At 71.2% G+C, this 12,283-nt stretch carries 13 protein-coding genes and 1 pseudogene; 13 read left to right on the forward strand and 1 reads right to left on the reverse strand.

The annotated features are described in order from the left end of the window. The first annotated feature begins 69 nt into the window (after window positions 1–69). The 5 genes from pdxS to RBH18_RS11335 all read left to right on the forward strand — a co-directional run bounded on the left by pdxS (window position 70) and on the right by RBH18_RS11335 (window position 3,726). Entirely contained in the window at window positions 70–966 is an 897-nt protein-coding gene (gene pdxS, locus RBH18_RS11315; RefSeq protein ID WP_306206660.1) for a pyridoxal 5'-phosphate synthase lyase subunit PdxS, read from the forward strand. Continuing rightward, window positions 963–1,577, forward strand: coding sequence for a pyridoxal 5'-phosphate synthase glutaminase subunit PdxT (pdxT, locus tag RBH18_RS11320; protein ID WP_306206662.1), 615 nt, complete (start codon window positions 963–965; stop codon window positions 1,575–1,577). Before pdxS ends, pdxT begins: the two co-directional genes overlap by 4 nt. Before the next feature lie 19 nt (window positions 1,578–1,596). Continuing rightward, complete coding sequence (locus tag RBH18_RS11325; protein ID WP_306206664.1) at window positions 1,597–2,349, forward strand: YebC/PmpR family DNA-binding transcriptional regulator; 753 nt, start codon at window positions 1,597–1,599, stop codon at window positions 2,347–2,349. Between the two features lie 141 nt (window positions 2,350–2,490). Continuing rightward, window positions 2,491–3,039, forward strand: coding sequence for a Uma2 family endonuclease (locus tag RBH18_RS11330; protein WP_306206666.1), 549 nt, complete (start codon window positions 2,491–2,493; stop codon window positions 3,037–3,039). A gap of 126 nt (window positions 3,040–3,165) precedes the next feature. Beyond that, window positions 3,166–3,726, forward strand: coding sequence for a Uma2 family endonuclease (locus tag RBH18_RS11335; RefSeq protein WP_306206668.1), 561 nt, complete (start codon window positions 3,166–3,168; stop codon window positions 3,724–3,726). A gap of 7 nt (window positions 3,727–3,733) precedes the next feature. On the opposite strand, the gene RBH18_RS11340 is transcribed toward RBH18_RS11335, so the two are convergent. Then, window positions 3,734–4,267: a hypothetical protein gene (locus RBH18_RS11340; protein ID WP_306206670.1), complete on the reverse strand. Its 534-nt coding sequence runs from the start codon at window positions 4,265–4,267 to the stop codon at window positions 3,734–3,736. A gap of 118 nt (window positions 4,268–4,385) precedes the next feature. Between RBH18_RS11340 and ruvC the strand changes: the two genes are divergently transcribed. From ruvC to RBH18_RS11385, 8 genes and pseudogenes are all read left to right on the forward strand, one after another. Then, entirely contained in the window at window positions 4,386–4,949 is a 564-nt protein-coding gene (ruvC, locus tag RBH18_RS11345) for a crossover junction endodeoxyribonuclease RuvC (RefSeq protein ID WP_306206672.1), read from the forward strand. Next, window positions 4,949–5,551, forward strand: a complete 603-nt coding sequence (ruvA, locus tag RBH18_RS11350; RefSeq protein WP_306206673.1) for a Holliday junction branch migration protein RuvA — start codon at window positions 4,949–4,951, stop codon at window positions 5,549–5,551. The genes ruvC and ruvA overlap by 1 nt, the downstream gene beginning before the upstream one ends. Next, a pseudogene (locus RBH18_RS11355) lies at window positions 5,548–5,758 on the forward strand (Holliday junction branch migration DNA helicase RuvB); the annotation flags it as partial. The gene ruvA and the pseudogene RBH18_RS11355, both read left to right, overlap by 4 nt. 17 nt (window positions 5,759–5,775) lie before the next feature. Continuing rightward, on the forward strand, window positions 5,776–7,617 hold the full coding sequence (ruvB, locus tag RBH18_RS44100) for a Holliday junction branch migration DNA helicase RuvB (protein WP_372338900.1): 1,842 nt from the start codon (window positions 5,776–5,778) through the stop codon (window positions 7,615–7,617). Between the two features lie 119 nt (window positions 7,618–7,736). Continuing rightward, entirely contained in the window at window positions 7,737–8,132 is a 396-nt protein-coding gene (gene yajC / locus RBH18_RS11370; protein WP_306206675.1) for a preprotein translocase subunit YajC, read from the forward strand. Window positions 8,133–8,324: 192 nt separating this feature from the next. Then, window positions 8,325–10,247, forward strand: a complete 1,923-nt coding sequence (gene secD, locus RBH18_RS11375; protein ID WP_306206677.1) for a protein translocase subunit SecD — start codon at window positions 8,325–8,327, stop codon at window positions 10,245–10,247. A 1-nt stretch (window position 10,248) separates the two neighbouring features. After that, entirely contained in the window at window positions 10,249–11,433 is a 1,185-nt protein-coding gene (gene secF / locus RBH18_RS11380) for a protein translocase subunit SecF (RefSeq protein ID WP_306206679.1), read from the forward strand. A gap of 160 nt (window positions 11,434–11,593) precedes the next feature. After that, a complete protein-coding gene (locus RBH18_RS11385) occupies window positions 11,594–12,082 on the forward strand; it encodes an STAS domain-containing protein (RefSeq protein WP_306206681.1) in 489 nt (162 codons plus the stop codon). The last annotated feature ends 201 nt before the right edge of the window (window positions 12,083–12,283 follow it).

Here is a 12,283-nt window from a genome sequence, read left to right on the forward strand (position 1 = left end):
GATTGGCTGTCGGCAGCGGCCCGGCGCGCTTCTAGAGTGGCGGCGACTTCGTCCGTAAGGAGCGCCATCATGACCGACACCCGTCCCGCCACCGGAACAGCCCGCGTCAAGCGCGGCATGGCCGAGATGCTCAAGGGCGGTGTGATCATGGATGTGGTCACGCCGGAGCAGGCCAAGATCGCCGAGGACGCCGGCGCCGTCGCCGTCATGGCGCTCGAGCGGGTGCCCGCCGACATCCGGGCCCAGGGGGGCGTCTCCCGGATGAGCGACCCCGACATGATCGACGGCATCATCGCCGCCGTCAGCATCCCGGTCATGGCGAAGGCCCGGATCGGCCACTTCGTCGAGGCGCAGGTGCTGCAGGCGCTCGGGGTCGACTACATCGACGAGTCCGAGGTGCTGACCCCCGCCGACTACGCCAACCACATCGACAAGTGGGCCTTCACCGCCCCCTTCGTGTGCGGCGCCACGAACCTGGGCGAGGCCCTGCGGCGGATCACCGAGGGCGCGGCGATGATCCGGTCCAAGGGCGAGGCCGGCACCGGGGACGTCTCGAACGCCACGACGCACATGCGCACCATCCGGGCGGAGATCCGCCGGCTGGGCTCGCTGCCGGAGGACGAGCTGTTCGTCGCCGCCAAGGAGCTGCAGGCCCCGTACGAGCTGGTCAAGGAAGTCGCCGCGGCGGGCAAGCTGCCGGTCGTCATGTTCACCGCGGGCGGGATCGCCACCCCGGCGGACGCGGCCATGATGATGCAGCTGGGCGCGGAGGGGGTCTTCGTCGGCTCGGGCATCTTCAAGTCGGGCAACCCGGCGCAGCGGGCGTCGGCGATCGTGCAGGCGACGACGTTCTTCGACGACCCCGACGTGATCGCCAAGGTGTCGCGCGGGCTGGGCGAGGCCATGGTCGGCATCAACGTCGACGAGATCCCCCAGCCCCACCGCCTCGCTTCGCGCGGCTGGTGACAAGCGTGGACATCGGTGTTCTCGCCCTGCAGGGGGACGTCCGGGAGCATCTGGTCGCGCTCGCCGCCAGCGACGTCCTCGCCCGGCCCGTCCGGCGGCCCGCGGAGCTCGACGACGTCGACGCCCTGGTCGTCCCGGGCGGCGAGTCGACGACCATGAGCAAGCTCGCGCTGGCGTTCGGGCTGATGGGGCCGATCCGCGAGCGGATCGCCGGCGGCATGCCCGTGTACGGCTCCTGCGCCGGCATGATCATGCTCGCGGCGACCGTGCTGGACGGCCGCCCGGACCAGGAGTCGTTCGGCGGCATCGACATGACCGTGCGGCGCAACGCGTTCGGGCGGCAGGTCGACTCGTTCGAGGCGGCGGTCGGCATCGACGGCGTCCCGGGGGGCGATTTTCACGCGGTTTTCATCCGGGCGCCCTGGGTCGAGAAGACCTCCGAGGATGCCACGGTGCTGGGCCGCGTCAAGGACGGGCCCGCCGCCGGTAGGATTGTCGCCGTTCGGCAGGGCAACCTGCTCGCCACGGCATTCCACCCGGAGCTCACCGGAGACCTCCGCGTTCACCGGTACTTCGTCGAGATGGTCCGCCAGGCCGCAGACGCACGGTAGCGATACACGGAGGTTTTGCATGTCCGGCCACTCCAAGTGGGCGACGACCAAGCACAAGAAGGCCGTCATCGACGCCAAGCGCGGCAAGATGTTCGCGAAGCTCATCAAGAACATCGAAGTCGCGGCCCGCACGGGTGGCGGTGACCCGGCGGGCAACCCGACGCTCTACGACGCCATCCAGAAGGCGAAGAAGAGCTCCGTCCCCAACAACAACATCGACAACGCGGTCAAGCGCGGCTCCGGCCTGGAGGCCGGCGGCGCCGACTGGCAGACGATCATGTACGAGGGCTACGGCCCCAACGGCGTCGCGCTGCTCATCGAGTGCCTCACCGACAACCGCAACCGCGCGGCGACCGAGGTCCGCACGGCCCTGACCCGCAACGGCGGCACCTTCGCCGACGCCGGCTCGGTCTCCTACCTCTTCAACCGCAAGGGCGTCATCGTCGTCCCCAAGGGCGACCTCTCCGAGGACGACCTGATGCTCGCGGTGCTCGAGGCGGGCGCCGAGGAGATCAACGACCTGGGCGACAGCTTCGAGGTCGTCAGCGAGCCGACCGACTTCCCGGCGGTGCGCAAGGCCCTGCAGGATGCCGGCATCGAGTACGACTCGGCCGAGTCCTCCCTGGTCCCCACGATGACCGTCCCGGTCGACGAGGAGGGCGCCCGCAAGGTGTTCAAGCTCATCGACGTCCTCGAGGACTGCGACGACGTGCAGAACATCTTCGCCAACGCCGACGTGAGCGACGAGATCCTGGCGGCCATCGACGCCTGATCCAGCGCGGGTGCGGGGCCGGTCCGGTCGCGGGCCGGCCCCCGCTTCTCGTCAGCTGACGCGGGTGCGGGGCCGGTCCTGTCGTGGGCCGGCCCCGCTTCTCGTCAGCTGACCAGTCCCGGGCGAGGAAGCTCTGGCGGCGTGAACGTCCTTCATCTGTCCGAGCTCGAGACGCTCGACGTCGACGACCTGGTCCGGTTGCCCCGGGGATACCGCTACGAGCTGCACGACGGCGCCCTCGTCATCGCGCCGCGGCCCTCCCCGTGGCACCGGGGCATGGTGCAGCGCGTTCTCACGCTGCTGCTCGGCGACGGCCTCGAAGCGTTCGCCGGCCCCGGCGTCCGCGGCACCCGCCCGCGCGACAGCAGGATCCCCGACCTCGGCGTCTTCTCGGGCGTCCCGGCCGCTGTGGCCGACTGCTCGCACCTGCCGGGCTCGGCATACCCCCTGATCGTCGAGGTCGTGTCGGGCCCTTGGCCGAACGGGGAGTACACCGGGCGGGCGCACTGGTACGCCGAGCAGGGCATCCCCGAGTACTGGATCGTCGACCGGGCGCCGGTTCGCTCGCACGACGACGCCCAGGTGCACCAGCACCGCCTCGCGCTCGGCGGGCCCGGGCCGGCGTACCTGCGCGAGCGCTCGTTGTTGCTCTCGGACCTCGAAGCGGAACATCGTGCCAAGACGGCCTGAGGGACGCTGCTGCCGGCGTCCGACCGGGGGCATGCGCAGTACGGTGAACAGGGTCGGCCCTGTCCCGTCCGCCGAATGAGTCAGTTGACTAGTGACATCTGGTCCCGCGTCAAGTATGGTGAGGGGGTGATCGCCGTTATGGAAGATCTCGACATGTCGATGCTCGAGACGCTGGACGTCGAGGATCTCGACGCCCTGCCCAAGGGATTCCGCTACGAACTCCACGAAGGAAATCTCGTCATCATGACGCCGTCGTCCTACTGGCACAAAGTGATGGCGCGCCGACTGGTTTTCATGCTGTGCAATGCCGGCTTCGAAGCACTCCAGGACACGGGAGTCCTGGGCGAGAAGCCTCGTGACAACCGTCTGCCCGACGTTGGTGTGCTGGCGGCTCTTCCGCCCGAGACGGCCAACTACTCCAATCTTCCCGGGTCCGCGTTCCGCATGGTCATCGAGGTCGTGTCGGAGAACTCGGTCAACGGTGAGTACGGCGACAAGGCCCACTGGTACGCGGAGCGCGGTATCCCCGAGTACTGGATCGTCGAACGGACGCCGGATCGCTCGCACGACGACGCCCAGGTGCACCAGCACCGCCTGTCCCTCGTCGGCGCAACGCCGGCGTATGCGCGGGAGCGCTCCGTATTGCTGTCGGAGCTCGAGGCCGAGTACCGCGCCAGGAACGCGTAGTCCCTGGTCAGCCCGTGCCGGAGGCTTGTTCCATGAAACGGATCAGGAAGAAGAGGGCCAGGAGGAAGGCGGCGCAGACGCGGGCGTAACGCCACCACAGGGAGCGGCGGTAGGCGTGGACCCAGGCGATCTCGGCTTCGGCCGTGGCGGCGGCGGGGTCGCGTACCGTCGTGGGGGTCAGGGGGGCCAGGCGGAGGGCGACCGACGCGCCCGGCCGGCGGGCGGAGGCGGCCTGTGGCGGGGGCTTGATGACCTCGACCGGATAGAGCTGCTCCTCGCGCCACTGGCCGGTGCGTTTCTCCAGGCGGCGGCGGATGTAGGGAGTGGCCGCGTCGCGGCGGGTCAGGCGGGTACGCCAGGTCAGGCGGCGCCAGTGGCCGGCGACGTCGGTGAGGACCTCCATGGCGATCGCGTCGCCGACCTCGTGGTTGCCGCCGACCAGGGCGAAGGCCTCGTGGTGCAGGGCGGCGCGCCGGGCGGCGGCGAAGCGCAGGTAGTCCGGGGGCGGTTCGTCGGTCATGGGCGGGATGAGGTACGCCACCCTTCCATGCTGCGGTGACCCAGGTCACGACGCAAGGCAGTGACGGGTGTGGCGGACGAGGGCGCCGGGGGCGGGCGTACTAGGGTGTCGAACACACGTCCGAGGATGAGGGGGAACCGTGCGGGTGCTCGGCATCGACCCCGGCCTGACCCGGTGCGGCGTCGGCGTCGTGGAGGGGCTTCCCGGGCGGCCGTGCAAGCTCGTCGGCTACTACGTGGTCTACTCCGAGCCCGACGAGGACCTCGCGCTGCGGCTGCTGCACCTCGACACGTCGCTCGCCGCCCTCGTGGCCGAGCACAAGCCGGACAGCGTGGCGGTCGAGCGCGTGTTCAGCCAGCACAACACCCAGACGATCACGGGCACGGCCCAGGCCAGCGGCATCGGCATCCTGGCCGGGGCGCGGGCGGGGCTGCCCGTGCAGACCTACACGCCCAGCGAGGTCAAGGCCGCGATCACCGGATCCGGTACGGCCGGCAAGGCGCAGATGACCAGCATGGTGACCCGGCTACTGGGCCTCGACGCGCCGCCGAGGCCCGCCGACGCCGCCGACGCGCTCGCCATCGCCATCTGCCACATCTGGCGCGGCGGCACCCGCGACCGCATCCAGGCCGCCGCGCTCAAGGCCGCGGCCGTCGCCAAGCCCCGCAGACCGGGCACGATCCGCAGGACAGGAGCCGTTTGATGATCGCCAGCGTGCGCGGCGTGGTGGCCGCGATCTTCGCCGACCGGGCCGTCGTCGAGGTCGGCGGCGTGGGCATGGCCGTGCTGTGCGCCCCCGGCACGCTCGCCACGCTCAAGGCGGGTGCCGAGACGCGGCTGGCGACGAGCCTGATCGTGCGGGAGGACTCGCTCACGCTGTACGGGTTCGCCGACGACGACGAGAAGCACCTGTTCGAACTGCTGCTGTCCGCGAGCGGCATCGGACCGAAGATCGCCCAGGCCGTGCTGGCGGTGCACCAGCCCGAGGCCGTGCGCCGGGCGATCTCCTCCGGGGACACGGCCGCCCTGACGCGCGTACCGGGGATCGGCAAGAAGGGCGCGGAGCGCCTGGTCCTCGAGCTGCGCGACAAGGTCGGCATGGTCTCCACCGGCGCCGACGGGGTGGCCGGCGCGCTGCACGGCGGCTGGCAGGACCAGGTGCGCCAGGGTGTGCTCGCCCTCGGCTGGTCCGCCCAGCAGGCCGACCAGGCCGTCGCCGCGGTCGGCGAGACGATCGACGGCGAGATCCCGCCCGTACCGGTGCTGCTGCGCCAGGCGATCCGGCTGCTCGGACGCACGCGATGAGCGACGACGACCTCGTCTCCCCGTACGCCGAGGACGCCGACCTCGACGCGGAAGCCAGCGTCCGCCCGCGCCGCCTCGCCGACTTCATCGCCCAGCACCGCGTCCGCGACCAGCTCGACCTCCTCCTCCAGGGCGCGATGAAGCGCGGCGCCGCCCCCGACCACATCCTCCTCTCCGGGCCGCCCGGCCTGGGGAAGCCGGTGTCCGTCGACGCCCGGGTCCTCATGGCCGACGGCACGCGCCGGCGGCTCGGCGACATCGTCGCGGGCGACCAGGTCATCTCCCGGACGGGCGAGCCGGCCGAGGTGCTGGCCGTGCACGAGCAGGGTGAGCTGGATTCCGTACGGATCCGCACCACCTCCGGCCGGGAGGTCGTCGCCGCGCCGGACCACCCGTTCTGGACGACCGAGGGCTGGGTCAAGGCCGGCGACCTCACCACGGACGACGTGCTCGCCAACGTGCTGCAGCCCGGCGTCGTCGCGGACGGCACGGAGACCACTGACGAGTTCCGCCTGGCGGGCTACCTGATCGGTGACGGCTGCACCAGCAACCAGGTCACCTTCACGGGCGGCGACGAGGACGTGCTGGCGGACTTCCGGGCGACCTGTGAGCGGCTCAAGTACTCCTTCACCACCCGGCCCAACTCGGCCCGCAGTTCGCTGATCCGGGTTTCCGGCCTGAAGCCGTGGCTCCGTGAGCACGGTCTGGAGGGCAAGACCGCGTGGACGAAGCGCGTGCCCGAATTCGTGTATCGCGGTGACGAGTGGCAGATCAGCGCCTTCCTTGCGGCCTACTTCGCCTGCGACGGAACGGTCAGCAGGCGGGGCCGCGATCGCTACGACGTGGTGATCGAGTTCTACAGCGTCTCGTACGGGTTGCTGCAGGACGTGCAGCACCTGCTCCTGCGGCTCGGCATCCAGTCGCGGCTGAAGCTGAAGCGGGGCCGGTACCAGGGCCGCCCGCACGAGTCGTGGCGGCTGAGCGTCACCAGCCAGGACGACGCCGCGCGGTTCGCCGAGCGGGTCACCCCGATCGGGGCGCGCGGTGAGCGGCTGCGCGAGTGGGCGCCTCGGCGTGATCGTTTCGACGAGCGGCTCGCGCCCGACCGGGTTGCCTCGGTGGAGCCCGCGGGCCTGCACGAATGCCGGTGCCTGACCGTCGCTGACGATCACACCTTCACGGTCGAGGACCTCGTCGTGCACAACACGACGCTGGCGAACATCGTGGCGGCGGAGCTGGGGACGGGGATCCGGACGACCAGCGGGCCGGTGATCGAGCGGTCGGGGGACCTGGCCGCGATCCTCACCGGGCTGGCCGAGGGCGACGTGCTGTTCATCGACGAGATTCACCGGATCGCGAAGCCGGCCGAGGAGCTGCTCTACAGCGCCATGGAGGACTTCCGGGTGGACGTGGTCGTGGGCAAGGGGCCCGGGGCGACCGCGATTCCGCTGGACGTGGAGCCGTTCACGCTGGTCGGGGCGACGACGCGGGCCGGGTTGCTGTCCGGGCCGATGCGCGACCGGTTCGGGTTCGTGGCGCATCTCGACTTCTATTCGCAGGCGGATCTGGATCTGCTGCTGCGGCGGTCGGCGCGGATCCTGGGCGTGGAGATCACGCCGGAGGGTGCGGCCGAGGTCGCGGGGCGGTCGCGGGGGACGCCGCGCATCGCCAACCGGCTGCTGCGGCGGGTGCGGGACTATGCCGAGGTACGCGGGGACGGCGTGGTCGATCTTCCGACGGCCAAGGCCGCGCTCAAGGTGTACGACGTCGACGACCTGGGACTGGATCGGCTGGACCGGGCCGTGCTGCGGGCGCTGATCGAGTCGTTCCGGGGCGGGCCGGTCGGGTTGTCCACGCTGGCCGTCGCGGTCGGGGAGCAGGCGGACACCGTCGAGGAGGTGTGCGAGCCCTTTCTCGTACGGGCGGGGCTGCTGGCGCGGACGCCGCGCGGGCGGGTCGCGACCGACGCGGGGTGGCTGCACCTGGGCAAGACGCCGCCGGAGGGCCGGAGCATCACGGCGCAGCAGCCTGACCTGTTCACACGGAACGGCGATATCTCTCCGTGATGTGAACGTGACGTGCGCCATCCATCAAGTTCCCAGAAACAGGGTTTAGACTCGCCGCCGTCTCTCTTGCCGCATTGTGTGCCACGAGCCGCGGTGCAGGCCACACGGAAGGTCACCTCGTGCTTAACTATGCAGCCCAGGCGCAGGAGGGTGGCAGCTTCATCCCGCTGCTGCTCATCGTCCTGCTCTTCGGCGTCATGTACTTCATGATGATCCGCCCGCAGCAGAAGCGGCGCCGCGAGGCGCAGGCCATGCAGTCGGCGCTGGGCCCCGGCGACGAGATCGTCACGATCGGCGGACTGCACGGCACCGTGGTCTCGGTGGACGACGAGGTGGTGACGCTGGAGATCTCGCCCGGGGTCACCGCGCGCTACGCCCGTCCGGCCATCGCCCGGGTGCTCAAGCAGGAGCCGGCGGCCGCCGTGGCCGAGGAGCCCGTGCCGGCCGAGCCGGAGGTCCCCGCCGCCGACGAGCCGATCCAGAGCCCGGTCGTGGAGACCAAGAAGAAGGACTGACCGCGACGCCGGTCGGCCTGCCCGTTCCCGGGGTGGGCCGGCCGGCGTTGTGCCTTTTCGCCCGGCGCAGGGTCGGGCGCAGGGCCCGGCGTTGTGGATAATGGCGCCGGGCAAACCGGCCGGAACGCCCCACACATCCCTACCTGCCGCCGCGCTCCCGCGGCAGCTCTCAGCACGAGGAGATCGAACGTCGTGGCACGACCACCACAGGGCCAACCGCATCCGGGGAGGCAGCTCGCCGTTCTCGGTCTCCTCTTCGCGATCCTCTACGCGCTCGTGTTCTGGGGACCGGGCACCAAGGGGATGGGCTACGAGGAGCGGCTGCACCCCAAGCTGGGCCTCGACCTGATCGGCGGCACCCAGGCGACCTACGAGGCGTCGCTGCTCGCCAACGGCCAGGTCCCCAACGAGACCAGCATGGAGGAGGCCCGCAAGATCATCGACCAGCGGGTCAACGCGCTCGGTGTCGCCGAGGCCGAGGTCGTCGTCGAGGGCAACCGCAACATCGTGGTGTCCGTCGCCGGCGAGGCCAACGACCAGCTGAAGAACGTCGGCCAGGCCGCGCAGATGCGCTTCCGCAAGGTCGTCAAGGCGACCGGTGACAACGCGGCCGCCGCGGTCAACCCGCCGTCCGCCGCGCCGTCGGCCGCCCCGAGCGGCAGCGCCGCGCCGTCCGCCGCCGCGTCGGCCAAGGCCAGCGTCCCCGCCGCGTCGAGCGCGCCCTCCGCGTCGACCGGGGGCCAGGGCGGTGGCGTGGGCGTCGAGCTCGCCCCGTCGCCGGCGCCTTCGCCCAGCGCGAGTGCCTCCGCGGCTCCCGCCCCGTCGGCGAGTGCGGCGGCTCCCGCGCCGGTCACCGCCGACATCAAGGAGCAGCGGGCCGCGATCGAGAAGAAGGTCGGCGCCAAGATCTGGGCCCAGGCGGAGAAGCTGACCGACACGGTCGACCTCTCCACGGACCCGACCGCCGGCCAGCCGTACAAGGCGTTCGCGACGCTGACCCCCGAGGAGGTCAACGCGCTGCCCGCCGCCATGCAGTACAACGTGCCGACGATCAGCTGCGACCAGCTCGACAAGCGCCCCTCCGGCGCGATCGACGTGGTCGACCAGCAGGTCGTGGCCTGCCAGACCGGCGCCAAGATGCTGCTCGACGTCGCCAAGGTGGTCGGCACCGACATCGACACCGCCAGCCCGCAGTACGACCAGCAGGGCGGCCAGTGGGTCGTCTCGCTCGACTTCACCAGCGCCGGCCAGACCAAGTGGGCGAACCTGACCCGGGAGGCCTTCCAGCCGGCCGCCGACGACAGCTGCCTCACCGCCGCGCAGGCGCTCTCCGGGGGCACCTCGACCCACTGCCTGGTGGCCGTGGTCCTCGACAAGACGGTCATCTCGGCGCCCGAGATCCAGGGCGTGCTGACCGGCCAGTCGCAGATCACCGGCTCGTTCAACGCCACCACGGCGCGCGAGCTGGCCGACCAGATCAAGTACGGCGCCCTGCCCGTCACCTTCACCCAGGTGAGCGCCCAGACCGTCTCCGCCACGCTGGGCATCCAGCAGCTCGAGGCCGGCCTGATCGCCGCCGCGATCGGCATGGGCCTGGTCGCGATCTACGCATTCTTCTACTACCGGCTGCTCGGCTCGGTCATCTTCCTGAGCCTGCTGCTGTCGGGTCTGCTCACCTTCGGCGCGCTGGTCGTGCTCGGCCGCAGCACCGGCTTCACGCTGACGCTCGCCGGCATCGCCGGTTTCATCGTGTCACTAGGTGTCGCCGCGGACTCGTTCGTCATCTACTTCGAACGCCTCAAGGACGAGCTCCACGAGGGGCGCAGTGCCCGCAGCGCCGTCCCGCGGGCGTGGGCCCGGGCGCGGCGTACCATCATTTCCGCGAACACCATCACCATCATGGCCGCGGTCGTGCTCTACATCGTGTCGATCGGCGCGGTGAAGGGCTTCGCGTTCGCGCTGGGCCTGTCCACCGTGCTCGACCTGGTCGTGGTGTTCCTGTTCCGGCACCCGATCATGACGATGTTCGCGCGTACGAAGGCGTTCATGTCGCCGCGGGTCAGCGGCCTCGGCCGCGCCGTCAAGCGCGCCGCCCCGACCGAGAAGGAGGCCTGACATGGCCGCCGGCAGCCTTGCCGATCGCCTTTACCGGGGCGAAGCCAACCTGAACATCGTGGGCCGGCGCAAGATGTGGTTCATCGCCGCGGCGGTGCTCGTCGTGCTCGCGCTCGGCAGCTTCCTCTTCCGCGGGTTCCACCTGGGCATCGAGTTCTCCGGCGGCACGCAGTTCTCGCTGCCCGCCGCGGTCCAGAGCACCGACGGCGCCCGCTCCGCGGTGGCCGACGCGCTGGAGGCCGCGGGCGCCGGCGACGAGGACACCATCGGCACGGTCCAGCAGGTCGGCTCGGGCAACGACGCGAGCTACACCGTGCGGACGGCCGCCCTGTCCCAGGACGAGGCCTCGGCGGTCAAGGACGAGCTCGTCAAGGACCTCGGCGTCCCCGCCGACCAGATCAGTGACGACCGCGTCTCGGCGGCGTGGGGCGGCCAGGTCACCCGGCAGGCCGTCCTCGGTCTGGTGATCTTCCTCGTGCTGGTGATGGTCTACCTGATCATCCGCTTCGAGTGGCGCATGGCCGTCGCGGCGGTCTCGTCGCTGCTCCTCGACCTGGTGCTGACCGCGGGCGTCTACTCGCTGGTCGGCTTCGAGGTCACCCCGTCGACGGTCATCGGCTTCCTGACGATCCTCGGCTTCTCCCTGTACGACGTCGTGGTCGTCTTCGACAAGGTGCAGGAGAACACGAAGGGCATCACGGGCGGCAGCACCCGCACCTACAGCGAGGCCACCAACCTCGCCGTCAACCAGACCCTGATGCGCTCGATCAACACCGGCCTGGTGGCGCTCCTGCCCGTCGGCGGTCTGCTCTTCATCGGCGCCGGCCTGCTCGGCGCGGGCACGCTGAAGGACCTCGGCCTGGTGCTGTTCGTCGGCATGGGCCTCGGCGTCCTGTCCTCGATCGTGTTCGCGTCGCCGATGCTGGCCGCGCTCAAGGACCAGGAGCCGCGGATCAAGAGCCACAACGCCCGCGTCCTGGCCCGCCGCTCGTCGGCCCGCTCCGGCGACGTGGCGCGCAGCGAGCGCACCCGCTCGGCGGCGGAGGAGGGCGACGAGGTGCCGGCGTACGCCGGGTCGCCCGCGCCCACGACGCCCCGCCCGGGTGCCCGCCCGGTCGCCAAGCGCACCACCAACCGCGGCGGCGGCGCGGGCAACCGCCCCAGCGGCGGCCAGAAGCGCCGCTGACGCTCTCGCGACACCGCACGGCCCGTCGTCCCTCCGGGGGCGGCGGGCCGACGTCGTGAGCGGGTGTGATGGCAGCCGTCGCCGGTGGCGGGTGGCCTGGTGCCGATTCGTGACCGGTGGAAGGTGAGCACGGCCAATGTTTGCTGGTAGACAAGGAACCGTGGACGAGGACGGCTACGCCATCATCTCGGAGGCCGCCGGCGCGGCTCCGGTGCGACGCGTACGCCTCGAGGGCGAGTTCGACCTCGGCGCCCGCGACGCGCTGCACGACGCCCTGTTCGCCATCATCCACGGCCACGGCCACGGCCACGGCCACGGCCACGGTGATGGCGACGGCGGCAGCGACGGCCACGGCGGCCACGGCGAAGGTGACGGTGACGGCCGGCCGGGGACGCTGCTCGTCGACCTGGGCGGCGTGACGTTCATCGACTCGGAGGCGATCGGCGCCATCCTCGACGGCTATCTGGCCGCCCAGCAGGCGGGCATCACCTTCCGCCTCGTCGAGGCCAAGGGCATCGTCCGCCGCGTCTTCGACGTCATCGACCTGCCCGAACTCTTCGTGCCGGCCGCAGCCGCCGGCGAGGCGTCATCCACAGACGGCCGTTGTCCACAGGGCGAGCGCGCGCTGCCCCTCGACCCGGGAGAATGACCAGCGGGGCTCGAGTCATCCTGGTGTGCCGCACGATCTGCAGGCGGTGCGCGTCCGGGTGGGCTCGGTCCCAGTCCGGTGCGCCTCCGGGGCGGGCTCGGCCCAAGGCGGTGCGCTTTTGGGGTGGGGTCGGTCCCAAGCGGTGAGCGGCGGCTGCGGGGGTCGGCTTCAGGCTGGGGGCGTGTTGGGCGGCGGCGGGGC

It is taken from the genome of Actinoplanes oryzae, assembly GCF_030757795.1.
Classification (GTDB): Bacteria; Actinomycetota; Actinomycetes; order Mycobacteriales; family Micromonosporaceae; genus Actinoplanes.